This window comes from Pseudomonas sp. RIT778, from assembly GCF_019718735.1.
Taxonomy (GTDB): Bacteria; Pseudomonadota; Gammaproteobacteria; order Pseudomonadales; family Pseudomonadaceae; genus Aquipseudomonas; species Aquipseudomonas aphyarum.
The window spans coordinates 26,381-50,739 of record NZ_JAIHBA010000019.1; the positions used below are offsets into that span (position 1 = coordinate 26,381).

General features: G+C 60.2%; 22 protein-coding genes and 4 tRNA genes. 10 read left to right on the top strand and 16 right to left on the bottom strand.

Features of this window, described 5'->3' with window-relative positions:
* Nucleotides 1-210: 210 nt before the first annotated feature.
* The 5 genes from K5E37_RS14185 to K5E37_RS14205 form a co-directional block, all read right to left on the bottom strand.
* A complete protein-coding gene (locus K5E37_RS14185) occupies nt 211-618 on the bottom strand; it encodes an SEL1-like repeat protein (protein ID WP_085608825.1) in 408 nt (135 codons plus the stop codon).
* The gene (locus tag K5E37_RS14190) at nt 619-990 is read right to left on the bottom strand and encodes a hypothetical protein (RefSeq protein ID WP_003223109.1); all 372 of its coding nucleotides are present in this window, start codon (nt 988-990) and stop codon (nt 619-621) included.
* The gene (locus K5E37_RS14195; RefSeq protein ID WP_007950435.1) at nt 987-1,328 is read right to left on the bottom strand and encodes a helix-turn-helix transcriptional regulator; all 342 of its coding nucleotides are present in this window, start codon (nt 1,326-1,328) and stop codon (nt 987-989) included. Before K5E37_RS14195 ends, K5E37_RS14190 begins: the two co-directional genes overlap by 4 nt.
* A gap of 114 nt (nt 1,329-1,442) precedes the next feature.
* Entirely contained in the window at nt 1,443-1,898 is a 456-nt protein-coding gene (locus tag K5E37_RS14200; protein ID WP_007950434.1) for a YkvA family protein, read from the bottom strand.
* Between the two features lie 294 nt (nt 1,899-2,192).
* Nucleotides 2,193-2,909, bottom strand: a complete 717-nt coding sequence (locus K5E37_RS14205; protein WP_007950433.1) for an FKBP-type peptidyl-prolyl cis-trans isomerase — start codon at nt 2,907-2,909, stop codon at nt 2,193-2,195.
* Between the two features lie 270 nt (nt 2,910-3,179).
* Between K5E37_RS14205 and K5E37_RS14210 the strand changes: the two genes are divergently transcribed.
* Complete coding sequence (locus K5E37_RS14210) at nt 3,180-4,988, top strand: di-heme-cytochrome C peroxidase (protein WP_221534165.1); 1,809 nt, start codon at nt 3,180-3,182, stop codon at nt 4,986-4,988.
* A gap of 26 nt (nt 4,989-5,014) precedes the next feature.
* Nucleotides 5,015-6,151 carry a catalase family protein gene (locus tag K5E37_RS14215; RefSeq protein ID WP_221534232.1) on the top strand — a complete coding sequence of 379 codons (1,137 nt, stop codon included), beginning with the start codon at nt 5,015-5,017 and terminating at the stop codon, nt 6,149-6,151.
* A 145-nt stretch (nt 6,152-6,296) separates the two neighbouring features.
* Here K5E37_RS14215 and K5E37_RS14220 read toward each other — a convergent pair.
* The 4 genes from K5E37_RS14220 to K5E37_RS14235 form a co-directional block, all read right to left on the bottom strand.
* Nucleotides 6,297-6,373, bottom strand: a tRNA-Asp gene (locus tag K5E37_RS14220).
* Between the two features lie 19 nt (nt 6,374-6,392).
* A tRNA-Val gene (locus K5E37_RS14225) sits at nt 6,393-6,468 on the bottom strand.
* A gap of 190 nt (nt 6,469-6,658) precedes the next feature.
* Nucleotides 6,659-6,735: transfer RNA gene (locus tag K5E37_RS14230), tRNA-Asp, on the bottom strand.
* A gap of 19 nt (nt 6,736-6,754) precedes the next feature.
* Nucleotides 6,755-6,830: transfer RNA gene (locus K5E37_RS14235), tRNA-Val, on the bottom strand.
* A gap of 159 nt (nt 6,831-6,989) precedes the next feature.
* Here K5E37_RS14235 and rdgC point away from each other — a divergent pair.
* The 3 genes from rdgC to sugE all read left to right on the top strand — a co-directional run bounded on the left by rdgC (nt 6,990) and on the right by sugE (nt 9,383).
* On the top strand, nt 6,990-7,910 hold the full coding sequence (gene rdgC, locus K5E37_RS14240) for a recombination-associated protein RdgC (RefSeq protein WP_007950430.1): 921 nt from the start codon (nt 6,990-6,992) through the stop codon (nt 7,908-7,910).
* Between the two features lie 74 nt (nt 7,911-7,984).
* Entirely contained in the window at nt 7,985-8,950 is a 966-nt protein-coding gene (locus K5E37_RS14245) for a bile acid:sodium symporter family protein (protein ID WP_085608827.1), read from the top strand.
* A 118-nt stretch (nt 8,951-9,068) separates the two neighbouring features.
* On the top strand, nt 9,069-9,383 hold the full coding sequence (gene sugE, locus K5E37_RS14250) for a quaternary ammonium compound efflux SMR transporter SugE (protein WP_039769847.1): 315 nt from the start codon (nt 9,069-9,071) through the stop codon (nt 9,381-9,383).
* Nucleotides 9,384-9,425: 42 nt separating this feature from the next.
* Here sugE and K5E37_RS14255 read toward each other — a convergent pair whose 3' ends face one another.
* The 4 genes from K5E37_RS14255 to K5E37_RS14270 all read right to left on the bottom strand — a co-directional run bounded on the left by K5E37_RS14255 (nt 9,426) and on the right by K5E37_RS14270 (nt 14,220).
* Nucleotides 9,426-11,300, bottom strand: coding sequence for an MFS transporter (locus tag K5E37_RS14255; protein ID WP_221534168.1), 1,875 nt, complete (start codon nt 11,298-11,300; stop codon nt 9,426-9,428).
* A 110-nt stretch (nt 11,301-11,410) separates the two neighbouring features.
* Complete coding sequence (locus K5E37_RS14260; RefSeq protein ID WP_221534170.1) at nt 11,411-12,562, bottom strand: TDT family transporter; 1,152 nt, start codon at nt 12,560-12,562, stop codon at nt 11,411-11,413.
* Between the two features lie 105 nt (nt 12,563-12,667).
* Entirely contained in the window at nt 12,668-12,979 is a 312-nt protein-coding gene (locus K5E37_RS14265) for a cupin domain-containing protein (RefSeq protein ID WP_115077071.1), read from the bottom strand.
* 53 nt (nt 12,980-13,032) lie between these two features.
* Nucleotides 13,033-14,220 carry an MFS transporter gene (locus K5E37_RS14270; RefSeq protein ID WP_221534172.1) on the bottom strand — a complete coding sequence of 396 codons (1,188 nt, stop codon included), beginning with the start codon at nt 14,218-14,220 and terminating at the stop codon, nt 13,033-13,035.
* A gap of 91 nt (nt 14,221-14,311) precedes the next feature.
* Here K5E37_RS14270 and K5E37_RS14275 point away from each other — a divergent pair, with 91 nt between their 5' ends.
* Nucleotides 14,312-14,854: a TetR/AcrR family transcriptional regulator gene (locus K5E37_RS14275; protein WP_134825943.1), complete on the top strand. Its 543-nt coding sequence runs from the start codon at nt 14,312-14,314 to the stop codon at nt 14,852-14,854.
* Nucleotides 14,855-14,988: 134 nt separating this feature from the next.
* Entirely contained in the window at nt 14,989-18,459 is a 3,471-nt protein-coding gene (locus tag K5E37_RS14280) for a hybrid sensor histidine kinase/response regulator (RefSeq protein ID WP_221534174.1), read from the top strand.
* Between the two features lie 9 nt (nt 18,460-18,468).
* On the opposite strand, the gene rmuC is transcribed toward K5E37_RS14280, so the two are convergent.
* Nucleotides 18,469-19,833, bottom strand: coding sequence for a DNA recombination protein RmuC (gene rmuC, locus K5E37_RS14285; protein ID WP_221534233.1), 1,365 nt, complete (start codon nt 19,831-19,833; stop codon nt 18,469-18,471).
* 175 nt (nt 19,834-20,008) lie between these two features.
* Nucleotides 20,009-20,332 (bottom strand): hypothetical protein, encoded by a 324-nt coding sequence (locus K5E37_RS14290; protein WP_081493545.1) that lies wholly within the window; start codon nt 20,330-20,332, stop codon nt 20,009-20,011.
* A 941-nt stretch (nt 20,333-21,273) separates the two neighbouring features.
* On the opposite strand from K5E37_RS14290, the gene K5E37_RS14295 reads away from it, so the two are divergent.
* The 3 genes from K5E37_RS14295 (at nt 21,274) to K5E37_RS14305 (ending at nt 23,675) form a co-directional block, all read left to right on the top strand.
* Nucleotides 21,274-21,498, top strand: coding sequence for a hypothetical protein (locus K5E37_RS14295; RefSeq protein ID WP_007950419.1), 225 nt, complete (start codon nt 21,274-21,276; stop codon nt 21,496-21,498).
* 276 nt (nt 21,499-21,774) lie between these two features.
* Nucleotides 21,775-22,257, top strand: coding sequence for a hypothetical protein (locus K5E37_RS14300; protein WP_007950418.1), 483 nt, complete (start codon nt 21,775-21,777; stop codon nt 22,255-22,257).
* A 146-nt stretch (nt 22,258-22,403) separates the two neighbouring features.
* Nucleotides 22,404-23,675, top strand: a complete 1,272-nt coding sequence (locus K5E37_RS14305; protein ID WP_221534175.1) for an OmpP1/FadL family transporter — start codon at nt 22,404-22,406, stop codon at nt 23,673-23,675.
* Between the two features lie 97 nt (nt 23,676-23,772).
* Here K5E37_RS14305 and K5E37_RS14310 read toward each other — a convergent pair whose 3' ends face one another.
* On the bottom strand, nt 23,773-24,333 hold the full coding sequence (locus K5E37_RS14310) for a glutathione peroxidase (protein WP_039769833.1): 561 nt from the start codon (nt 24,331-24,333) through the stop codon (nt 23,773-23,775).
* Nucleotides 24,334-24,359 lie beyond the last annotated feature (26 nt).

Consider the following 24,359-nt stretch of genomic DNA (forward strand, 5'->3'; position numbering starts at 1 on the left):
CGCATGGCGAAACGAAAAACCGGGTCAAACATGTGCGTTCCCTCGCGCAAAAATCAGGCGAGGGACTTTGCGGGGGATCAATCAGAAAAGAAGTCAGGCGAGTAGGCAGAGGATGTAGGAGAAGTCTGTAACTGTTTTTTATCGAACTGCAGACGCAAAAACGGGGCGGGAGGTGTCCCTCACGCCCCGTTCACGGAACAGATGATTTGCTTATTGAGAGGCGTCCCGGCCGGCCAACTCTTTCAACTTGAGCTCCGCCAACGGATGCCCGGCCTTCGCGGCCATGGTCCACCAGCGAGCGGCTTCCGAAGGATCTGGCGCTTTGCTCGGTGTACCTGCAAGACTGATGACACCGACTTGATACGCCGCCTTGCCATCCCCGGCCAGCGCCGCCAGTCGCAATAACCGCACACCTTCTTCACGTGCGCCCAAACCAACCCCGCGAAACGTCAGGATGTGCCCGTAAAAACTTTGCGCGCCGACATCGCCCAGATTGGCCATGCGCGCAAACTGCCCTTCGAGCCAGCGCCAGCCGCGGGGCTGACGGACAAACCACGACCAGTGAAACAGCCTACGGGCCAGCCAGTAACTTGCCCGCGCCTTGAGTCGTAAAAACACTCAGGCCTCCGCCGATTCCGGGTACTCGTACTCAAAGACCCGCACCACTTCCGAGGCATGCCAGGAGGCGGCGGCAACACCGTCGGACGGCCCGGAAAAGCGCCCTAGACGCTCGACACATTCAAAGAAACCGGTGCGTGGCAGGCGGCTTGCACCCTGGCTGATCACCAGCGAGCTGCGCAACGGTTGTTCGGCTTTCGCGTCCAGTGCTGCGAGATGCTCCAGTGCAGCGGTCAATGTCTGCATGGCCGGCGTGGGCAGTTGCAGGCGTTCAAGCAAGGCTCGATAAGTCAAAAGATGGCGCTGCCTGCGCGCCTGATCCAGCTCCCCCAGCAATCCGTCCCAATGTTGACGACTGATGCGTACGCTCACGATTGTTCCCTCCACCCTGGCACCGTCAACTCCCAGGCCAGGCTGCGGCGAATCGCGGCGTCGGGCAGACGCTCGCCACTTTCAATCATGGCCAGGTAAGACGGGCTGATGCCTACCGTGCGGGCCAGCGCCTCGATGGCGATGCCCTTCCCTTCGCGCAAACTGCGTAACTGATCCAGACCTGGAAGAATCGGGTCCGGGGTGGCCGCAAGCGGCGCTGGAGCCGGTTGCGACGGTGCTTCGTTAATGCCTGCTGCTTTCAGTAGAGCCTGATACTGAGCCCATGGCAGAACCGCATATTCGGGTTCGCCATCGCGTGCAATTATCTGAATATCCATGACTACCCCGTAGGACAACAACACTTAGCGAGTCGGCACTTTTCCCTAGAAGTGTAATCCTAACAGCGGCCAAGGTCGTGGGGGGTATCTATCTGTGTACGAGGCTGTCGCGATTCAGGACTTTTTCGGCCCCTGAAGCTGAAGTTGCTCGGGCGTATCGGGCAAACGCTCGACCACTCTGAGCTTTTCCGGCGCCTGGCGCTGGCGCCACAGGCGGAAGGCATTCAGTTCATCGTCGAGGGTTTTCATCAGCCAGGCGAGGACGGCGATGTCATCGAGCATGCCGAACATGGGAATGAAATCCGGGATCGCATCCACCGGACTGAGGAAGTACATCAGACCGGCCACCACCGAAACGATCGCCTTGGCGCTGATCGCACGGTACTCGCCGCGCCAGTACGCCAGACACAGTGCCTGCAACAGACGCAAATCGTCCTTCAGTTTGCCGAGGCGATTGCCTTGGGCGGCGCCTTTGCTGGCCACGGCGAACAACAAGGTCGGCAAGCGGCCTCGAGCCAGCAAGCGTCCGGCCAAAGGCAGGAATCGGGCGAAATTCCACGGCGCTTTCATTTATTTCTCCCGTTGAAATGTTATCCACACAAATTGTGGATAACCTTGTGAACAGAGCTGCATTTCAGCGCTGAGAGCCCCGTTTCATAAGGGCTGCGCTCAGATCGGGCGTTTTTTACTCACATAAAAAAACCCAATATTTCATTGACTTGGCGGCTCCGGGCGTCTAGCGCGGGCAACCTTAAAGTCTAGGACTGCCATGACCGGCATCGGTTCGGTCTGTTTACGCTGACCATCGTCCAGATGCAACAACGCCCCGCATAAGCGAGGCGTTGTTGTTGAGACCGGCGCAGATTACTTGGCGGCGGCGTCTTCTTTGGCTGGATCCTTGATGGCCAGCAGTTCCAGGTCGAAAACCAGAACCGAGTTGGCCGGGATTGCCGGGCTTGGCGATTGTGCGCCGTAAGCCAGATCGCTAGGGATGTACAGCTTGTACTTCTCGCCAACGTGCATCAGTTGCAGGCCTTCGACCCAACCCGGGATCACACCGCTGACCGGCAGATCGATCGGGCTGCCGCGCTCGACGGAGCTGTCGAATACGGTGCCGTTGGTCAGCTTGCCGGTGTAGTGAACGGTCACGACGTCGGTAGGCTTAGGCTGTGGGCCGTCGGCTTTCTTGACCACTTCGTACTGCAGACCGGAAGCGGTGGTGGTCACGCCAGCTTTCTTGCCGTTTTCTTCGAGGAATTTCTTGCCGGCGGCTGCCGACTCTTCGCTCATCTTGGCCATGCGCTCTTCGGCACGCTTTTGCAGCGCGGCGAAAGCTTCGACCAGTTCTTCATCTTTCAGCTTCTGTTCTTTCTTGCCGACGGCATCTTCGATGCCCTGGGCTACCGCTTTGGAGTCCAGATCATCCATGCCTTCCTGAGCAAGGCTCTTGCCCATGTTCAGGCCGATACCGTAGGAAGCTTTTTGCGCCGGGGTTTTCAGCTCTACGCTGGTCTGCGAATCACAACCCGCGAGTACCAGGCTAACCAGGGCAACCGCCGCCGCCAACCGATGCTGTTTCATGCTATTTCCTTGTTCATGCGCCGAAAGGGCAATCGAGTAAAGCCGCGAGCTTATCAGGCCGCCACGACCAATGGCTACCGGCATGAGAGCAGGAATCTTCCGATAAGTTCAGGGATTAAAAAGCATTTGGCGAAAGGCACGATGAAGCTTCTGTCATCTTTCGCCGACAGCGATTGATGCCGCTTCCCACAACACTTGGCGTAATGGCCACTTGCCGCACAGGACTCGGCTCAGGCATAACAGCGCAACAACTCGACAAGGATGTTCATCTTGCGCCTCTTATACCGTGTGCTGACGCTGATCGTGGTGCTGCTGGGACTGGTTCTGGCGGTGGTTCTTTACTATGTCGCCAATCCGAGATTGCCCTTCCCCGCACCCGCAAAACAGGTGCATTACCTGAACCAGTGGACTGAGCAAGAGCGCCAGATCTACTACTTCACTCCGCAGGGGACGCAGGTCAAAGGCCTTCGTTACGAATGGTTTCAGGCGCTGGAGCTGCCGTTCTCGCAGCAACGTTTTGCCTCCCCGGAATACCTCGCGCGCTTCGGATTTCTGATCGATCCGCAACAGAAAGCCACGCCGGACAACCCGGGCAATCTGCCGGTAGGTTTCGCCCGGCATCAGAATCCCGGCAGCTCCGAGCAATATCTCGACATCACTTGCGCGGCCTGCCACACCGGTGAACTGCACTTCAATGGCCAGGCAATACGCATCGACGGTGGCTCGGCCCAGCATGTGTTGCCTTCCAGCGTTCCTACATTGCGCGGTGGCAGTTTCGGACAGGCATTGGTCGCCAGTCTCACCTCGACTTACTACAACCCGTGGAAATTCGAGCGCTTCGCTCGCCAGGTGCTGGGCAACGACTATGACGCCCGCCACGAACAACTGCGCAAAGACTTCAAACGCTCATTGAACACCTTCATCAAAGTGGCCTGGAACGACACCCATCGTGGCCTCTACCCCACCGAAGAAGGCCCCGGCCGCACCGATGCGTTCGGGCGTATCGCCAACGCGACCTTCGGCGATGCGATCTCCCCGAGCAATTACCGCGTGGCCAACGCCCCGGTGGATTACCCGCAACTGTGGGACATGTGGACCTTTGACTGGGTGCAGTGGAACGGTTCGGCGCAACAACCGATGGCGCGCAATATCGGCGAGGCGCTGGGCGTCGGTGCCACCCTGAATTTTTTCGACGCCAACGGCCAGCCGCTGCAGGGCGATGAGCGCTATGCCTCCAGCGTACGTGTGCGTGATCTGCACAAGATCGAAGAAACCCTGCAAAGACTGCGACCACCGGCCTGGCCTGAAGAGGTGCTCGGCGTCGTCGACAAACCCTTGGCAGCCAAGGGGCGAGCCCTGTTCGCCGAGAATTGCGCCGGATGCCACGTCCCGCGTCAGACCCAGGAAGGCGAGCGCCGGGTGCAACATCTGCACATGCTCCCGGTGGACGTCATCGGCACCGACCCGAACGCCGCCAACAACATTGCCAATCACCGTTTCGACCTGACCGCCCTGCAATGGAACCCGGCGGAACTCGAACAGATGGACGTGAAGTTGCACCCCAAACCCAAGGAACCGCTGGACCTCAGCCAGCTGTCAGTGGCCAAGGGACTGGCTTACGTCACCGCCTTCGTGGAAAACCGTGCGTACCGTGAAGCGGGCGTCACCGCTGCCGAGAAACCACAGCTCGACGGCTTCGGTCTGCCGATTGGCGTTCGCGAAAAAGTCGCCTACAAGGCGCGTCCGCTTGCCGGCGTATGGGCCACGGCCCCGTTCCTGCACAACGGCTCGGTGCCGAGCCTTTATCAGTTGCTGTCGCCTCAGGACGAGCGCGCCACCACCTTCTATAAAGGCACCTTCGAATACGACCCGCGCCATCTGGGCTACCGCACCGAAGCCTTCACCAACGGTTTCCTGTTCGACACCCGCATCACCGGCAACCACAACAGCGGCCACGAATTCCGCGCCGGCGAGCGCGGCAACGGCGTCATTGGCCGACTGCTGCAGCCAGAAGAGCGCTGGGCGCTGCTGGAATACCTGAAAGTGCTGGGCGGCCCGCTGGAGGCGCAACTGCCATGATCTTCAATTCCTTCAAAAGACCTTCGATGCTGGCGCGTTTCTGGCTCTGGCTGGGACGGTTACTGGGCAAAACCCTGCTGATCCTGCTGGTGATCGGTCTGATCGGCTGGGCCCTGACCACCGCGTGGTTCGCCTGGCAGCACCGTGGCCCGGTGTCGGTACTGGAACAGATACCAGATGGCGAAGCCGCCATGACCCAGGACGTGATTCAGACCGCGGTGCGCATCATCGATCAGCACCGCGAAAGCACCCGCTACCTGCGCGATGCCCATGCCAAGGCCCATGGCTGCGTGAAGGCCGACGTGCAGGTGTTGCCGGATCTGGCTCAGGAATTGCGCCAGGGCGTCTTCAGCGAACCGGGCAAGCTCTGGAAAGCGACGATGCGCCTGTCCAACGGCAACGCCTATCCGCAATTCGACAGCATCCGAGATGCCCGAGGCATGGCGCTCAAATTGCTCGATGTGCCGGGCAAGCAGTTGCTGGGTGATCGTCAGGGGCTGCACGAGCAGGATTTCGTGATGTTCAGTCACCCGAACTTCTTTGTCAGCGATGTCGCCGAGTATCGTCAGAATGTGGCGGCGCAGGCTGACGGCAAGAAGGTCATGGCGTTTTTTCCGGGGTGGGATCCGCGCAGCTGGCAGATCCGGCATCTGTTCATTGCACTGGCGACCCTATCGCCACCGCCAGAAAGCCCGACCCGCACGACATACTTCTCGGTATCGCCCTACAAGTTCGGCAAGGCCAATGCCAAGTTCCGGGTAATGCCGGATCCGGAGCGCTGCCCCGCTTACACCTTGCCGAAACAGAACCAGGATCTGCCGAACTTCCTGCGCAGCGCGCTGAATCAACAGCTGTCGACTGACCGGATTCCGGCGTGTTTCGTGTTGCAGATCCAGCGACAGGACGCGAACAAGTACATGCCGATTGAAGACACCAGCATCGAATGGCGCGAACAGGACAGCCCATTCCAGACAGTGGCGAGGATCACCCTGCCCCCGCAGGACTTCGACACCCCGGCGCTGAACCTGCAATGCGACAACCTGTCGTTCAATCCCTGGTTCGGCATCGACGCTCATCGCCCGATTGGCGGGATCAACCGCTTGCGCAAAGCGGTGTATGAAGCGGTCAGCGATTACCGCCACAGTCGCAACTCGGCGCAATAGCAGCGCCAGAAACGAAAAAAGCGACCGTTAAAGGTCGCTTTCTCATGTTCAGGCCCGGCAAAAGCCAAATCCCGGACAGCAAAAAGCCCGCACCAGGCGGGCTTTCTGTGGTGATCTGGCGTTCAGTGTTCCAGATTACCGAATATGGCGCAGCGGACGGGACTCGAACCCGCGACCCCCGGCGTGACAGGCCGGTATTCTAACCGACTGAACTACCGCTGCGCGAAACGCTTGAAACGAATGGTGGGTGATGACGGGATCGAACCGCCGACATTCTGCTTGTAAGGCAGACGCTCTCCCAGCTGAGCTAATCACCCTTCGCTTCGTTACGGGGCGCATTATGCCACAGATTTTCGTAATGTGTTGATTTAATTGAAGTTTTTTTCAAATAAATCCGAAAACCGGTGAAACGACACATCCCGCATGTACAACTCGAGGCAGAAAAAAACCCGCCTTGGCGGGTTTTTCCGTGGTGACCTGGCGTTCAGTGGTCCAGGTTACCGAATATGGCGCAGCGGACGGGACTCGAACCCGCGACCCCCGGCGTGACAGGCCGGTATTCTAACCGACTGAACTACCGCTGCGCTAAACACTTGAAACGAATGGTGGGTGATGACGGGATCGAACCGCCGACATTCTGCTTGTAAGGCAGACGCTCTCCCAGCTGAGCTAATCACCCTTCGCTTCGGTGTGGCGCGCATTCTACGGAGCGACCCAACCTCTGGCAAGCACTTTTTTAATTAATTTTCTTAGCCCTTCCAAAGGCTTAGAGAAGGGTTGGCCTATGACCCGGCGAAGACAATAATGCCCCCCTTTGTATAAAGGAGAGACTCACCCCATGTGGTTCAAAAACCTGCTTATCTATCGCCTGACCCAAGACCTGCCTGTCGATGCCGAGGCGCTGGAAACTGCACTGGCCACCAAACTGGCGCGTCCATGTGCAAGCCAGGAGTTGACCACCTACGGTTTCGTCGCGCCGTTCGGCAAAGGCGAAGATGCTCCACTGGTGCACGTCAGCGGTGACTTCCTGCTGATCTCCGCCCGTAAAGAAGAACGCATCCTGCCGGGCAGCGTCGTGCGCGACGCGGTCAAGGAAAAGGTCGAAGAGATCGAAGCCGAGCAGATGCGCAAGGTCTATAAGAAGGAACGCGATCAGATCAAGGATGAAATCATCCAGGCTTTCCTGCCGCGCGCCTTTATTCGCCGCTCGTCGACCTTCGCCGCCATCGCGCCGAAACAGGGTCTGATCCTGGTCAACTCGGCCAGCCCGAAACGCGCCGAAGACCTGCTCTCCACCCTGCGTGAAGTGATCGGCACCCTGCCGGTTCGTCCGCTGACCGTGAAAACCGCGCCGACTGCCGTGATGACCGAATGGGTCACCACCCAGCAAGCCGCCCCGGACTTCTTCGTGCTGGACGAGTGCGAGCTGCGCGACACCCACGAAGATGGCGGCATCGTGCGTTGCAAGCGTCAGGACCTGACCAGCGAAGAAATCCAGCTGCACCTGAGCACCGGCAAGGTGGTGACTCAACTGTCGCTGGCCTGGCAGGACAAACTGTCGTTCATGCTCGACGACAAGATGACCGTCAAGCGCCTGAAATTCGAAGATCTGCTGCAGGATCAGGCGGAACAGGACGGCGGCGACGAAGCCCTCGGCCAACTGGACGCCAGCTTCACCCTGATGATGCTGACGTTCGGCGACTTCCTGCCGGCGCTGGTTGAAGCACTGGGCGGCGAAGAGACTCCGCAGGGTATCTAAGCCTCTGCGCAGTCTTTGGGTTATCTTCAAACGCCACCGCTTCGGTGGCGTTTTCACATAATAAGGAACAGGCCATGCGCGCACTGGCTGCACTGAGTCGTTTTGTCGGCAACACCTTCGCTTACTGGGTTCTGATTTTCGCGGTGATCGCGTTCCTGCAACCGGCCTGGTTCCTCGGCCTCAAAGGCGCGATCGTGCCGCTGCTCGGGCTGGTGATGTTCGGCATGGGCCTGACCCTCAAACTCGACGACTTCGCGGCCGTCGCCCGCCATCCGTGGCGTGTGGCCCTGGGTGTGGTCGCGCATTTCGTGATCATGCCGGGAATGGCGTGGTTGCTTTGCCAGATCTTTCATCTGCCGCCGGAAATCGCCGTCGGCGTGATTCTGGTCGGTTGCTGCCCGAGCGGCACCTCATCGAACGTCATGACCTGGCTGGCCCGTGGCGACCTGGCGCTGTCGGTGGCCATCGCCGCCGTCACCACCCTCCTCGCCCCGCTGCTGACCCCCGCGCTGATCTGGCTGTTGGCTTCGGCGTGGTTGCCGGTTTCGTTCATGGAGTTGTTCTGGTCGATCCTGCAAGTGGTGCTGCTGCCGATCATCCTCGGCGTGGTCGCGCAACGTGTGCTCGGTGACAAGGTCCGCCACGCGGTGGAAGTGTTGCCGCTGGTGTCGGTGGTCAGCATCGTGATCATCGTTGCCGCCGTGGTTGCCGCCAGCCAGGCGAAAATCGCCGAATCCGGCCTGCTGATCATGGCCGTGGTGATGCTGCACAACAGCTTCGGTTATCTGCTGGGTTATTTCACCGGACGCCTGTTCGGCCTGCCGCTGCCGCAACGCAAATCCCTGGCGCTGGAAGTCGGCATGCAGAACTCGGGGTTGGGGGCTGCGCTGGCCAGTGCGCACTTCTCGCCGCTGGCGGCGGTGCCGAGCGCGTTGTTCAGTGTGTGGCACAACATTTCCGGGGCGCTGCTTTCGACGTACTTCCGGCGGATGAGCGAAAAAGAAGACCGTGAAACGTTGGCGCAACAGGCGGCCGACTGATCCCGGATCAAGGCGCGGCGCACAATTTTAGGTAGTATGTGCGCCACGCGGGGACGACCCTGCGGCTCAATCGAGTTTTCAATCTGGGGACGGCCCCGTCAATCGATGGAGGTCTTTCATGTCCTGGATCATTCTGTTTTTCGCCGGCCTGTTCGAAGTCGGCTGGGCCGTCGGCCTGAAGTACACCGACGGTTTCACCCGTCCGCTTCCGACCGTTCTCACCGTTGCCGCCATGGCGGTCAGCCTTGGCCTGCTGGGCCTTGCGATGAAGGAATTGCCGCTTGGCACGGCTTACGCGATCTGGACTGGCGTCGGCGCCGTGGGCACGGTGATTGCCGGGATCATCCTGTTTGGCGAATCGATGGCGTTGATTCGCCTGGCCAGTGTGGCGTTGATCGTCACCGGATTGATCGGGCTCAAGGTCAGCGCCTGAGCCGTTGCCGCCATCCGTCAGGGATGGCGGCTTTCCAACCAACTACCTGACAGTCCCGCGCAACTCCCCGACCAACGCCTGCAACTCCGCAGGCTTCGCCGCTTCAACGGCGACCGGCGAACCCGCCACAAGCGTCACCCGCGACCACAACCGGTGAAAGAAACCTTTATCGGGATCGCGACTGAAGAAACTCCCCCACAACCCCTGCAACGCCAGCGGAATCACCGGTACTGGCGTCTCCTCGAGAATCCGCGTCAGCCCGCCCTTGAACTCGTTGATCTCGCCATCGGCAGTCAATTTGCCTTCCGGGAAGATGCACACCAGCTCACCGTCCTTCAGATACTGGGCAATCCGGGTGAAGGCCTTTTCGTAGATCTGAATGTCTTCCTGGCGTCCGGCGATAGGAATCGTCCCCGCCGTGCGGAAGATAAAGTTCAGCACCGGCAGGTTGTAGATCTTGTAGTACATGACAAAACGAATCGGCCGACGCACTGCGCCACCAATCAGCAACGCATCGACGAACGACACGTGGTTGCACACCAGCAACGCCGCGCCCTCATCGGGAATCGCCTCAAGGTTGCGATGCTCGACGCGGTACATGGAATGGCTGAGCAGCCAGATCATGAAACGCATGCTGAACTCGGGGACGATCTTGAAGATGTAGGCGTTGACGCCGATGTTCAGCAGCGACACCACCAGGAACAGCTGAGGAATCGACAACTTGACCACGCTCAGCAACACGATGGTGACAATCGCCGAAATCACCATGAACAGCGCGTTGAGAATGTTGTTGGCGGCAATCACCCGCGCCCGCTCGTTCTCGGCGGTGCGCGACTGGATCAATGCGTACAGCGGCACGATGTAGAAACCGCCGAAGATCCCGAGGCCCAGCACATCGATCAATACCGCCCAGGCATGGCCGAAACTCAGCACTTCGGTCCAGCTATGGCCAACAGCGCTTTCTGGAACTCCACCGGAATGCCACCACAGCAACAGCCCGAAAACGGTCAGACCGAACGAGCCGAACGGCACCAGGCCGATCTCGACTTTGCGTCCGGAAAGCTTTTCGCACAACATCGAACCCAGTGCGATGCCGACCGAAAACACGGTAAGAATCAGGGTGACCACGGTTTCGTCGCCGTGCATCCATTCTTTGGCGTAAGCCGGGATCTGCGTCAGATAAATCGCCCCGACGAACCAGAACCACGAGTTGCCGACGATCGAGCGCGACACCGCTGGCGTCTGCCCCAAGCCGAGTTTCAAGGTCGCCCACGACTGACTGAAGATGTTCCAGTTCAGGCGCATTTCCGGAGTAGCCGCTGCGGCGCGAGGAATGCTGCGACTGGCCAGATAACCCAGCACGGCGATGCCGACTATCGCGGCGGACACCACCGGCGCGTAATTGGCCGACGACATCATCACACCGGCGCCGATGGTCCCGGCCAGGATCGCCAGGAACGTGCCCATCTCCACCAGCCCGTTGCCGCCGACCAGCTCATCGTCGCGCAATGCCTGCGGCAGGATCGAATATTTCACCGGCCCGAACAGCGCCGAGTGCGTACCCATGGCGAACAGCGCCACCAGCATCAATGACAGGTGATCGAACAGGAAGCCGACGGATCCCACGGCCATGATGGCGATTTCTGCCAGTTTGATCAGACGGATCAACGCATCCTTGGCGAATTTTTCCCCGAACTGTCCGGCCAGCGCCGAGAACAGAAAGAACGGCAGAATAAACAGCAGCGCACACAGGTTGACCCAGATCGAGCGGTCACCTTCGATGGTCAGCCGATAGAGAATGGCGAGGATCAGCGACTGCTTGAACACGTTGTCGTTGAACGCGCCCAGCGACTGGGTGATGAAGAACGGCAGGAAGCGCCGGGTGCGCAGCAGGTTGAACTGTGAGGGGTGACTCATCTTCCGTGTGACCCTGTTGTTTTTGGAAAGAGAAGGTAGCGAGTGGCCTGGCTACGCTTATAAGAATCTCGAACCGCGATCCAGGCCACACATTACCTAATCTTTGCAGGTTATTTCTTCAAACCTGCAATGCACGGTGAAACAAACAGCTCGCCGCGCCACGCACCTTGCAGCGTGCGCTTGCCGACGATCAGCCACATCACCGCCAGCAACGTCACCAGTACACAACCGGCCACACTGAAGAACGTCAGGTGCAACGTGCTGCCCAGTTTCAGGGTTGCCAGCGAATAAACGCCCAGCGGGAAGGTGAATCCCCACCAGCCAAGGTTGAACGGGATGCCGTCACGCAGGTAACGCACGGTGATCAGCAGCGCCATCAGCATCCACCACAGACCGAAGCCCCACAGCGTGATCCCGGCGACCAGCCCCAGCCCCGAAGCCATCTCGCCGATGCCTGGCAAGCCGTTGGCCGCGAAGATCGCCGGGGCATCGCCGCCCAGCAGCAACATGCCCAAGGCTCCCGTCCCGATCGGGCCGAGAGCCAGCCAGCTCGACGCCGCCATGTTTTCGTGGGGCAGTTTGTGCAAGGCCATGCGCAACAACAGGATGGTCAGGATGCTGAACGCCACCGGCAGGGAAAAGGCCCACAGCACATAGCTGGTCACCAGCACCACCAGTTGCGAGTGCGCATCGGCGAGATGCGGCGCCAGCAGTCCACCGCTGGCCGCCGCCACTTCCGCGGCCACCACCGGCAGCAGCCAGACGGCGGTCATCTGATCGATACTGTGTTCCTGACGGGTAAACATCATGTAGGGAATCAACACACCGCAGGCCAGCGACATCGCCACGTCCAGCCACCACAACACCTCGGCCAGCTGAATCACCCCGTCGCCCCAACGCGGCAGACCGAACAGCAGAAAGCCATTGATGATGGTCGCCAGGCCCATGGGAATGGTGCCGAAGAACATCGAAACCGTGGAGTGGCCGAAGATCCGCCGCGCTTCGTCGAAGAACAGAATCCAGCGCGCGGCGTAGGCAGCGGTAAACAGCACGAACAACAGAATGTTGAACAGCCACAGCCCTTCGGCCACGGCGTGCAGGCCGGGAATGGACACCGGCAATTGCGCCAGCGCCAACGCCAGCACGCCGGTGCCCATGGTCGCGGCGAACCAGTTCGGGGTGAATTGGCGAATCACTTCACGCGGGTGCTGAAGCTGACTGAATGGCTTGATGCCGGGTTTGGCGCTGTTGGGGCAAATCATCATGAACTCCTGTCCTCAGGTGAGGTTGGGCTCATGGTAGAACCGAATCGAATATCTATATAACGGGTAATATCTCTAACTGTTATCTGTTTTGCAGATATGCAGTCAAACACTGCCTTCGGTTTCGATCACCAGAATCCGCGCCGCGCCCTGCGGATGAGCGACGTGTTCAGTGCCGATGGACGCGTAGAAGATGTCACCGACATCGAGCAAGACTTGTTTCTCCTCGCCCTCTTCGCGGTAGTGCATGAGCACCTGACCGTCGAGCACCACAAACACTTCTTCGCCATCATTGACGTGCCATTTGTACGGCTGATCAGTCCAGTGCAGGCGCGTGGTGATGCCGTTCATGTTGGCGATGTCGAGCGCGCCCCAGGCGCGCTCGGCGGTGAAGGTCTTGCTGCGGATAATCTTCATGCGTTGATCCGTGAGAAGAATGGGCTGGCCAAGGCTAACCGAATCCAGAGTTGTTATGGAGCGCTGCAAGTCTTGGCCGCTTGCGCCCGGAAACTCATCAGCAGCGCACCGACCGCCAGCACAATCAGCACCGCGCCATACACATCGGTGGTGGTCAGCAGGCCCACGCTGTGGGTGAAATGTCCGGCCAGCAACGCCGGCAGGCAGAACGCCAGGTAACTCAGCACATAAAACGCCGACATCAATCCGGCGCGCTCATGAGGCAATGCCAGCGGCACCAGGCTGCGCACTGCACCGAGAAAACCGGAGCCAAAGCCACAACCGGCCACCAGCGTGCCAAAGAAGAACAGCGACAGACTGGCACTGTGCACGCCCAACAGAATCAACACGATACCGGCCGGCAGCAGGCTCGCCCCGAGTTGCAGCGCCCGGGAGGCAGGACGATTGCGCAACGTGAAGATCATCAATGCACCGGTCACGGTCAGCGCCGCCACGGTGGCGCCGCCGATCAAGTTGGAGGTGGAACCGGTGGCCGTGCGCACCAGCGACGGCGCCAGCGAGGCATAGAAACCGCCGAGCGCCCAGGTCGCGGTGTTCAACGGCAACACTCGCCACAGCGTCGAACGCGCCTGAACCGGCACATGCAGGGTCGGCCGCAACGAGGCCCATGCCCCGGCCTGCGGCGAGACGCTTTCCGGCAGTCGCCAGACATAAATGCCCTGCAACACAAACAGCGCGAGCAGCAACCAATAGGTCAACTGCAACGGCGCCGGGGCGAACTCGGCCAGCAAGCCGCAGCCCATGCCGCCTAAAGCCATGCCCAGCAACGGCGCAACGCTGTTGATCAACGGCCCTTGCTGGCGATCAGTGTCCAGCAGCGTCGCGCTCAACACCGCGGTGGCCATGCCGGTGGCGAAACCTTGCAGCACTCGCGCGCTGATCAGCCAGCCCACGCTGTCGGCGTAGATAAACAGCAGCATTGCCAGCGCATTGAGCGTCACGGCGGTGAAGATCACCGGTTTGCGTCCCAGGTGATCCGACAGCGAACCGACCGTCAGCAACGCGGCCAGAAGACTGAGGGCGTAGACGCCGAAAATCAGGGTCAGTACCGCTGCCGAAAAATACAGCTGATCCTGATACAGGTGGTACAACGGCGTCGGCGCAGTGGAAGCGGCAAGAAAACTCAGTAAGGTAATCGCCAGAAACCACAGGCTGGAACGGTGGGAAGCAAGGCTGGTCATGGGCACACTCCGCAAAAGCTAATTTTTTGCTTTTGCGGAGTGTGCTCTTGGCTTGCGCTTAAAGCAAATTCTTTGTGTTAAGGTCTGCCGCATGGCTATTAAAGAAGGTTTACGCCCCGGCGGTCGCAGTGCCCGGGTGCAGGAGTCGATTCACTCGGCGGTCCGCGCTCTTCTGCAAGAACAGGAGCGCTCGACGGTGACCGTCCCGCAGATCGCGGCGCGCGCCGGGGTGACGCCGTCGACGATTTATCGGCGCTGGGGAGATCTGGCGGCCTTGCTCGCGGACGTCGCCCTCGCCCGCATGCGCCCCGACAGCGAGCCGGCTGAAACCGGCAGCCTGCGCAGCGATATCCGCGCGTGGGCGGAACAATATCTCGACGAAATGAGCTCGGAACCCGGTCGCAATATGATGCGCGACGTGCAGGCGAGTGCGACGCCGGGCTATTGCGTGACGATCATCGGCGCGCAATTGCAGACCATCATCGAGCGCCACCCCGAGGAGCCGGCGCCGAGCGTGGATCGGCTGATCAATCTGGTGGTGTCCCCGGTGGTGTTCCGCATTCTGTTTTCGGCAGCGCCGCTGGAAGTCGAAGAACTGCACCGGCTGATCGACATCGCGCTCAAACCGGACTGACCACAGAACTGCCCGGTTCTGTTCCTGCGACACCCCGCCGCGCCACGACCTTGGTCGACACTGACTAACCGCCGCGCCCGTGCGAGACTGTCTGACCGGGCGCGAGTCCGGTCGTTTTCTGTCGGGAGTGTTCCATGTCGTTGTCCACCGGGCTGATCGCCGCCGTCGCCCTGGCCTATATGGCCATCATGTTCGCCATCGCCTTCTACGGCGACCGTCGCAGCACACCGCTGCCGCCACGGGTGCGTGCCTGGGTGTACAGCCTTTCGCTGGCTGTTTATTGCACCAGTTGGACATTCTTCGGCGCGGTCGGCCAGGCCGCCGAACAACTGTGGTCGTTCCTGCCGATCTACCTGGGGCCGATCCTGCTGCTGCTCGGTGCACCGTGGGTGCTGCAGAAAATGGTGATGATCAGCAAACAGGAGAACATCACCTCCATCGCCGACTTCATTGCCGCCCGCTACGGTAAATCCCAGTCGTTGGCGGTGGTCGTCGCGCTGATCTGTCTGGTCGGCGTCCTCCCCTATATAGCCTTGCAGCTCAAAGGCATCGTCCTCGGCGTGAACTTGCTGATCGGCGCCGGCGCCGACGCCATGGGCACCCGCGCCCAGGACACCGCGCTGATCGTGTCGCTGGTGCTGGCGCTGTTCACCATCGTTTTCGGTACGCGCAACCTCGATGCCACCGAGCACCACCGGGGCATGGTGCTGGCGATTGCTTTCGAGTCGCTGGTCAAACTGTTCGCCTTCCTTGCCGTCGGCGCCTTCGTCACCTATGGGCTGTATGACGGTTTCGACGACCTGTTCAATCAGGCAATGCTCGCGCCGCGTCTAGAGGAATACTGGAAAGAAACCATCAACTGGCCGTCGATGGTGGTGCAGACCGGCGTGGCGATGATGGCGATCATCTGCCTGCCCCGGCAGTTCCACGTGACGGTGGTCGAGAACATCGACCCGCAGGATCTGCGTCTGGCCAAATGGGTGTTCCCGGCCTACCTCGCACTGGCCGCGTTGTTTGTCGTCCCGATCGCCTTGGCCGGTCAGATGATGCTGCCCAGCTCGGTCATCCCCGACTCCTTCGTTATCAGCCTGCCATTGGCCCAGGCCCATCCGGCACTGGCGATGCTGGCGTTTATCGGCGGCGCTTCGGCGGCCACCGGCATGGTGATCGTGGCGAGTGTGGCGCTGTCGACCATGGTCTCCAACGACATGCTGTTGCCGTGGCTGCTGCGCCGCAACAATGCCGAGCGCCCGTTCGAAGTGTTCCGCCAGTGGATGCTCTCGGTGCGTCGGGTCAGCATTGTGGTGATTCTGTTGCTGGCTTACGTCAGCTACCGCTTGCTCGGCTCGACCGCGAGCCTGGCGACCATCGGCCAGATCGCTTTCGCGGCGGTCACTCAACTGGCCCCGGCGATGCTCGGCGCGCTGTACTGGAAACAGGCCAACCGGCGTGGTGTATTCGCCGGTCTCGCCGCCGGTACGTTTCTGTGGTTCTACACCTTGATCCTGCCGATCGCTGCACGCAGCCTCGGCTGGTCGCTGGACAGTTTCCCCGGCCTCGCCTGGCTGCACAGCAATCCGCTGAACCTGCCGATCACCCCGCTGACCCAAGGTGTGGTGCTGTCGCTGGCGGGCAACTTCACGTTGTTCGCCTGGGTCTCGGTACTGTCGCGCACCCGGGTGTCGGAGCACTGGCAGGCCGGACGTTTTATCGGTCAGGAAATCAGCGCACGTCCGAGCGCGCGCTCGATGCTGGCGGTGCAGATTGATGACTTGCTGCAACTGGCGGCGCGGTTTGTCGGTGAAGAACGTGCGCGGCAGAGTTTCATCCGCTTCGCCTACCGACAGGGCAAAGGCTTCAACCCGAATCAGAACGCCGACGGCGAATGGATCGCCCACACCGAGCGATTGCTGGCGGGTGTCCTTGGCGCCTCTTCGACGCGAGCTGTAGTAAAAGCCGCCATCGAAGGTCGGGAAATGCAGCTGGAGGACGTGGTCCGGATCGCCGACGAAGCGTCGGAAGTGCTGCAGTTCAACCGTGCGCTGCTGCAAGGCGCCATCGAAAACATTACCCAGGGCATCAGCGTGGTCGACCAGTCGCTGAGACTGGTGGCCTGGAACCGCCGCTATCTGGAGCTGTTCAACTATCCGGACGGCTTGATCAGCGTTGGCCGACCGATCGCTGACATCATTCGCCACAACGCCGAACGTGGCTTGTGCGGCCCCGGCGAAGCGGAGGTCCACGTCGCCCGGCGCCTGCACTGGATGCGTCAGGGCCGAGCCCACACTTCCGAGCGGCTGTTCCCCAACGGCCGGGTGATCGAGCTGATCGGCAACCCGATGCCCGGCGGCGGTTTCGTCATGAGTTTCACCGACATCACCGCGTTCCGCGAAGCCGAACAGGCCCTGACCGAAGCCAACGAAGGGCTGGAGCAACGGGTCAGCGAACGGACTCAGGAACTGTCGCAACTCAACGTCGCGTTGACCGAAGCCAAGAGCAACGCCGAGGCGGCCAACCAGTCCAAGACCCGCTTCCTTGCCGCCGTCAGCCACGACTTGATGCAGCCTCTGAACGCCGCGCGGCTGTTCTCCGCCGCCCTCTCCCATCAGGACGACGGCCTGAGCGGCGAAGCGCAGAAACTGGTGCAGCATCTGGACAGTTCGCTGCGTTCGGCCGAAGACCTGATCAGCGACCTGCTGGACATTTCCCGCCTGGAAAACGGCAAGATCAACCCGGATCGCAAGCCGTTCGTGGTCAATGAGTTGTTCGATATTCTCGGCGCGGAGTTCAAGGCACTGGCCCAGGAACAGGGCTTGAGTTTCCGGGTACGCGGAAGTCAGTTGCGCATCGACAGCGACATCAAGCTGCTGCGGCGCATTCTGCAGAACTTCCTCACCAACGCGTTCCGCTACGCAAAAGGCCCGGTGCTGCTGGGCGTGCGTCGGCGAAAAGGTGAAATCTGTCTGGAAGTGTGGGATCGCGGGCCGGGGATTCCTGAGGACAAACAGCAAGTGATCTTCGAGGAATTCAAACGCCTCGACAGCCACCAGACCCGCGCCGAAAAAGGCCTGGGCCTGGGCCTGGCGATCGCCGACGGTCTGTGCCGTGTACTCGGCCATACCTTGCGCGTGCGCTCATGGCCGGGGCGCGGCAGCGTGTTCAGTGTCCGCGTGCCGTTGGCCAAAGCGCAGACCGTGCAGGCGCCGGCGACGGTGGAAATCAATGGCAAACTGCACAGCGGCGCGCAGGTGCTGTGCATCGACAACGAAGACAGCATTCTGATCGGCATGAACAGCCTGCTCACGCGCTGGGGCTGTCAGGTCTGGACCGCGCGCAACCGCGAAGAATGTGCGGCGCTGCTCGACGACGGCGTGCGCCCACAATTGGCATTGGTCGACTATCACCTCGATCACGGCGAAACCGGCACCGATCTGATGGCCTGGTTGCGCACAAGGCTGGGCGAGCCGGTGCCGGGCGTAGTGATCAGCGCCGACGGGCATCCGGAAACGGTGGCGCAGGTGCACGCGGCGGGACTGGATTACCTGGCCAAACCGGTAAAACCGGCGGCTTTACGGGCGTTGTTGAGTCGCTATTTGCCGCTCTAGCAGCGCGGCTTATTCAGGCAGTTCGACCAGGCCGTCGGCGTCAGTCATTGCGCGTTCCAGCAGATCCGCCGGCAGACTTTTGCTGGCTCGCGCGCCGAGCAACTTGAGCTGTTCGCTGCGGCTAACCAGGTTGCCCCGCCCTTCCGTCAGCTTGTTGCGCGCCGCGCTGTAGGCTTTGTCCAGTTGCTGTAGACGATTGCCGACTTCATCCAGATCCTGAATGAACAACACGAACTTGTCGTACAGCCAACCGGCACGCTCGGCGATTTCCCGGGCGTTCTGGCTCTGGCGTTCCTGCTTCCACAGGCTGTCGATGACTCGCAGCGTCGCCAGCAATGTGGTCGGGCTGACGATCACGATGTTGCGGTCGAAAGCCTCCTGGAACAGCGTCGGCTCGGCCTGCAACGCGGCGGAAAACGCCGCTTCGATGGGCACGAACAGCAAGACAAAATCGAGGCTGTGCAAACCTTCCAGACGCTTATAATCCTTGCCGGCCAGGCCTTTGACGTGGCTGCGCAGGGACAGCACGTGCTGCTTCATGGCGATCTGGCCGATGGCCTCGTCGTCCGCCGCGACGTACTGCTGATACGCGGTGAGGCTGACCTTGGAGTCGACCACCACTTGCTTGTCGCCCGGCAGGTAGATGATCACGTCCGGCTGGAAACGCTCGCCGTCCGGGCCCTTGAGATTGACCTGGGTCTGGTACTCGCGGCCCTTCTCCAGCCCGGCGTGCTCAAGCACACGCTCGAGAATCAGTTCGCCCCAGTTGCCCTGGGTTTTCTGGCCCTTCAGGGCGCGGGTCAGGTTGGTCGCTTCGTCGCTGAGGCGCAGGTTCAGTTGCTGCAAACGCTCCAGTTCCTTGGCCAGCGAGAAGCGCTCGCGGGCTTCGGCCTGATAGCTTTCCTCGACGCGTTTTTCGAACGACTGGATGCGTTCTTTCAAAGGATCAAGCAACTGCCCGAGGCGTTGCTGGCTGGTTTCGGCGAAGCGTTGTTCGCGCTCATCGAAGATCTTTCCGGCCAGTTCGGCGAACTGGGCGCGCAGCTCGTCGCGGGAACCTTGCAGGTCATCCAGGCGTTGTTGATGGCTTTCCTGTTGCTCGCGCAATTCGGCATTCAGCGAAGCCGCCTGGGCGTCCAGGCGCCGCAATTCAGCTTCCTTGTTGGCGCGTTCGAGGTTCCAGGCGTGGGCAGCGTCACGGGCGTCATCGCGCTCGATCTGCAACAGTTCGACTTCCCGGCGCACGGCCGCGAGATCCGCTTGTTTGGCGGCATTGGCCTGGCCGAGGTCGGCGATTTCATCGCGGCTGGCTTCAAGTTGTGCAGTGAGGCCGTCCTGGGCCATCTGCGCCATGGCCAGCCGCTCCTCGAGCAACGCGACTTCAGACTGGTTCTGACTGGCCCGGCGTTGCAGTTGCCAGGCCAGTGCCAGCAGCGGCACGGCTGCGCCTGCCAGCCCCAGCAGGATGCTGGTCAAGTCCATCGCCATAGTGATTCCCGCCGATCCGATAAAGCCTGAAGGTTAACCAAGGCGCCAGGTCTTGGACAGCTCAGTCTTCGATCAGGCCGAGTTCCTGTTGCGCGCGGCGGTCACCGGCGCGGGCGGCCTGGCGCAGCAGGTCCTGGCCGATCCGGCGATCCCGGGCATTGCCGCACTCGCGGCACATCAACTGACCGAGACGACTTTGCGCGGCGACCACCCCTTCCCGGGCCGGTTGCTTGAGCAGGCGGCCGGCGAGATGCTTGGCATTCTGGCTGTCGCCCAGGCGCGGGCTGTCGAGCAGCCATTCGGCCACGCGCACGGAAAATCGCTTGGGAGCGGTAACACGAGGGGGTTGGGAGGTAACAGATTCTGGAGCTGAACGAAACTTCATAAAGCACTGTGGGACAGATCGGAAGGCGCGCCACTCTACTCTTTTTTTCGCACAGGTAAAGTCGAAAAAACCCGGCACGCCCGTGCTAGAGCAAGCGCTCGGGACAATCCACAGAAGCTGTGGATAACTCAGTGGACAACCGTCCTCCAGTCGCCGCAAAGCCTTGTGGAATGGGGCTCGCAGTCAAACTGACGATTTTTTCACCAGTTAAAAAAAGCGATGTTTTTCATTGACTTAAACTTTCGATGCAGGCAGCCATCGGGGTCAGGATCGTTGTGACAGCGCCGTTACAGTCTGCGCAACTAATGTGCACAAGTACCTGTTACGCGGTTATATCGATGCGCCTTTTCGGGTCGTTTTGGCATTCGGACTGGGGATAAGCCCCTGCGCCGAGCTTCAGCGCCGGTCATGTCGTGGCGACCGACGGTCATGATGTGAGCCAGATCGGGGCAGACTCGATGACACCGGAATTTTTTTGACCAGCGGGTTTGCCTTCTGCAGATCGTTCCGTTAGTATCCGCGGCGTTAGTACCAAGCTGAAAGTCAATTCCGGTCGAACACACCCCACGGTCAGCCTTCTCTCACAGAAGCCTCCACCGACAAAAGCGGGACCGACCCCTCGATGGTTTCCAGGTAAATCTTGTGACAACACAGCCTTTGAATCGAATGCAAAGGGTGTTGCGAAGACCACTTACTCTGACCGAACCAACCTGCAAATTGATCAGGATCTTCACCCCGGGCCCAGAACCTCTGCCCTCGATGTGTTGCCTGTCCTCCTAAGTACCTACCTGCCAGCCCAAGCGCGCCAACTTTTATAGCGCTCGAACTGGCTGCCTTGTTCCAGTCGGGTTCTTCGTTCGACCAATGGTGGTTGACGTTACTGGAACGTTTTAACGTTGCACGGTTCTTATCCGTGTCATTTGTAGGAACACCTAATAACTATGTCGACTCAAATCCAGACTCAGGATGCCATTCGCACCCTAACCAACGCTTTTGCTCCAATGAACTGCCTGATCATGGCCGCTCGCAAAGGCTGCTTCAGCTTCACCGTGGTCAATGAACACGGGATCGCCCGCCACAGCGAGCGTCTGTACCCCGATCAATACTCCAGCGCCGAACCGCTGCAGGCCGTAATTGATCGCACCCGTCAGGCATTGATCGCCTGAGAGGCCGAAATGGCTGCAAAAGCAAAAGCCCCGCTGAGAATGCGGGGCTTTTTATTGCCCGATGTTTCACTTCTGCCACTTTCTGCCTAATCACTAACCGATATAACGGTTATAACGCCTCGCCGGAAATATTTTAAAAACAGGCCTTTACGTCGCGAATATGACACTACACTTCAACTTAAGCGGCGTGATCCGCTTCCGGCGAGCCTGAGTCGATCCACAGCTGCCAAGCTCCCCTTCAGGTCTCGCCGCCCGATAACAAGATCCGAGGGTTTTATGGGTATCGCTGCCAGCGAACTGTGCCGCTATGTGATCCGTCCTACGCTGATCTACCTGGGACGCCACTGCGCAACTGCCGAATCCCTTCTGCTGGGCATTGCCGCCAGCCAGTCCGCCCTCGGTTCCGCCCTGCATGACCGCCGTGGCCACGGCCTGTACCGGATTGCCGAACACCGTCACCAGGCCCTCTGGGATCATTACCTGGCGCTGGATCCGGAACGCGCCAGCCTGGTTCGCGGCCTCGCCAGCCAGCATGCTTTCCTCAGCGGCCCGCACCTCGAACTGACCGTCAACCTGCGGTACGCCACGGCCATCGCCTGGCTGCTGGTGGAAGAACAAAACCCCGTCCTCCCCGAGCCGGATGATCTGCTGGGCATGGCGCGCATCTGGCGTCAGACCTTCCAGCCTCAAGGTCGTCTGCGCGATTTCACCTGCGCCTGGCAAACCTGTGTTTCACCGCTGAATCAGGTCGCTTGCTGACCCACCGGTTTCGCAACATCGCCTAACGAGCAGCGAATCTGGTCGGATTGTCCTACAAAACCGCTCTAACTCAAGGCATACGGACTATAGCGCTGGGACGAAAATGTTGGTAATTTTCGCCCCGGTGATCACCAGGAGTTCTAATAATGAAAAAAGTCATGCTCAAAACCACCCTTAGCCTTGCCGTAACCGTGGCATCCACCCAGATCTTCGCAGCTGGCTTTGCCATCAACGAACACAGCATCAGCGGGATGGGGACTGGGTACGCCGGGCGATCTTCTTCTGCCGACGACGCAAGCACTGTTTATGGCAACCCTGCCGGCATGTCGCGCATCACGCGCGAACAAGTCACTGGCGGTGTTGCATTCCTCGACGCAAAAACCGATATCAGCGATGGCAGCTCCAGCCCGAACGGCGGCAGCAACAAAGGCGATATGGTGCCCTTCACCTCCGTACCTATGGGCTACTACGTCAAGCCGATCGACGAGCATTGGGCATTCGGTCTGGGTGTGTACGTACCCTTCGGCCTGATCACCGACTATGAAAACGGCTTCGCCGGCCGTTACTTCGGCAGCAAGTCAGAAGTCAAGATCATCACCTTCCAGCCAACCGTCAGCTACAAGTTCAACGATGTCGTGTCGATCGGTTTCGGCCCGACCATCAACCGCATCGACGGCTCGCTGGAATCCAACCTGTCGATCACTCAGGCAGCGCCGGACGGCAAGGTCAAGATCAAGGGCGACGACACCGCACTGGGCTACAACATCGGCGTGCTGGTACAGGCTACCGACAGCACTCGCCTGGGTCTGACCTATCACTCGAAAGTCGACTACAAGCTCGAAGGCAACACCAAGGTCAACTACGGTGTGCTGGGCGCGATCGGCCTGGGTGCGAACCAGAAGTACGACGCTTCGCTGAAGATCACCACGCCTGAATCCGTGGACCTCTCGGTCACCCAGGCGATCAACGATCGCTGGAACGTCTACGCCGGTACCACCTGGACCCGCTGGAGCCAGCTGGAAAAGATCACCGTCAAGAACTCCGGCGTTCAGCCGCTGCTGGCTGGCCAGTTCGGCGAGATCACCGAAGAACAGAACTGGCATGACACCTGGGCTTACGCCATCGGTACGTCCTACCAGCTGAACAAGGAATGGGTACTGCGTACCGGTCTGACGTTCGACCAGTCGCCGACCAACAACGTCGACCGTTCGCCACGCATCCCGACCGGCGACCGGACCATCTTCAGCATCGGTGCCGGCTGGAGCCCGACTGAAGACCTGACCATCGACGTTGCCTACTCGTACCTGAAGGAAGAGAAGGTCAACATCCGCAACGAAAACGATCGTGGCCAGAGCTACAACTCGCAGTATGAAAACTCGGCAAACGGCTTCGGTGTCGGCGCAACCTACCGCTTCTGATGCTGTACGGCGAGGCTGAGCTCTTTACCATTTGAGGCCTCGCCCATTAAAAAGCCCCGCTCTCTTCACAGAGGCGGGGCTTTTTGATGGGCGTCGATCAGGGTTTCAGCGGCTGGGACGCAATGGCTTTCTCGATGGCTGCGAGAAATTCCGGATCATCCGGTTTGGTCAGGCTGGAGAAGTTGGCGATCACCTTGCCCTGGCGGTCGATGACGTATTTGTAGAAATTCCACTTCGGTGCGCTGCTCTGCTTGGCCAGCACCTGGAACAAGTGAGTGGCATCGTCACCTCGGACCTTTTGCGGTTCGGTCATGGTGAACGTCACGCCGTAGTTGGCGTAGCAGACCTTGGCGGTCTCGGCGCTGTCCTTGGACTCCTGCTTGAAGTCATTGGACGGTACGCCGAGCATTTCCAGGCCCTGGGCCTTGTAGCGCTGATTGAGCGCTTCGAGCCCCTCGAACTGCGGCGCGAAACCACAGAAGCTGGCCGTGTTGATCACCACCAGCGGTTTGTCGGCGTAGCGCTGACACAGGTCGATGGATTCCTTGGCCCGCAACTTGGGCAACGAGCCTTGCAACAGATCCGGACAGTCCGCGGCCTGGGCCAGTCCGGTCAACGCCATCAGCAACGCGGGAACAGCACACCAGCGCTTGAGCATGTCGGGCATCCTTGAGCAATCGTCAG

Excerpts from the sequence above, each read along its gene's own strand:
- rdgC (WP_007950430.1), top strand. The coding sequence starts at position 6,990 with ATGTGGTTCAAAAACCTGCTTATCTATCGCCTGACCCAAGACCTGCCT.
- K5E37_RS14310 (WP_039769833.1), bottom strand. The coding sequence starts at position 24,333 with ATGCTCAAGCGCTGGTGTGCTGTTCCCGCGTTGCTGATGGCGTTGACC.
- K5E37_RS14265 (WP_115077071.1), bottom strand. The coding sequence starts at position 12,979 with ATGAAGATTATCCGCAGCAAGACCTTCACCGCCGAGCGCGCCTGGGGC.
- K5E37_RS14275 (WP_134825943.1), top strand. The coding sequence starts at position 14,312 with ATGGCTATTAAAGAAGGTTTACGCCCCGGCGGTCGCAGTGCCCGGGTG.
- K5E37_RS14270 (WP_221534172.1), bottom strand. The coding sequence starts at position 14,220 with ATGACCAGCCTTGCTTCCCACCGTTCCAGCCTGTGGTTTCTGGCGATT.
- K5E37_RS14215 (WP_221534232.1), top strand. The coding sequence starts at position 5,015 with ATGCTGGCGCGTTTCTGGCTCTGGCTGGGACGGTTACTGGGCAAAACC.
- sugE (WP_039769847.1), top strand. The coding sequence starts at position 9,069 with ATGTCCTGGATCATTCTGTTTTTCGCCGGCCTGTTCGAAGTCGGCTGG.
- K5E37_RS14255 (WP_221534168.1), bottom strand. The coding sequence starts at position 11,300 with ATGAGTCACCCCTCACAGTTCAACCTGCTGCGCACCCGGCGCTTCCTG.
- K5E37_RS14300 (WP_007950418.1), top strand. The coding sequence starts at position 21,775 with ATGGGTATCGCTGCCAGCGAACTGTGCCGCTATGTGATCCGTCCTACG.
- K5E37_RS14260 (WP_221534170.1), bottom strand. The coding sequence starts at position 12,562 with ATGATTTGCCCCAACAGCGCCAAACCCGGCATCAAGCCATTCAGTCAG.
- K5E37_RS14305 (WP_221534175.1), top strand. The coding sequence starts at position 22,404 with ATGAAAAAAGTCATGCTCAAAACCACCCTTAGCCTTGCCGTAACCGTG.
- K5E37_RS14195 (WP_007950435.1), bottom strand. The coding sequence starts at position 1,328 with ATGGATATTCAGATAATTGCACGCGATGGCGAACCCGAATATGCGGTT.
- K5E37_RS14280 (WP_221534174.1), top strand. The coding sequence starts at position 14,989 with ATGTCGTTGTCCACCGGGCTGATCGCCGCCGTCGCCCTGGCCTATATG.
- K5E37_RS14205 (WP_007950433.1), bottom strand. The coding sequence starts at position 2,909 with ATGAAACAGCATCGGTTGGCGGCGGCGGTTGCCCTGGTTAGCCTGGTA.
- K5E37_RS14295 (WP_007950419.1), top strand. The coding sequence starts at position 21,274 with ATGTCGACTCAAATCCAGACTCAGGATGCCATTCGCACCCTAACCAAC.
- K5E37_RS14245 (WP_085608827.1), top strand. The coding sequence starts at position 7,985 with ATGCGCGCACTGGCTGCACTGAGTCGTTTTGTCGGCAACACCTTCGCT.
- K5E37_RS14200 (WP_007950434.1), bottom strand. The coding sequence starts at position 1,898 with ATGAAAGCGCCGTGGAATTTCGCCCGATTCCTGCCTTTGGCCGGACGC.
- K5E37_RS14290 (WP_081493545.1), bottom strand. The coding sequence starts at position 20,332 with ATGAAGTTTCGTTCAGCTCCAGAATCTGTTACCTCCCAACCCCCTCGT.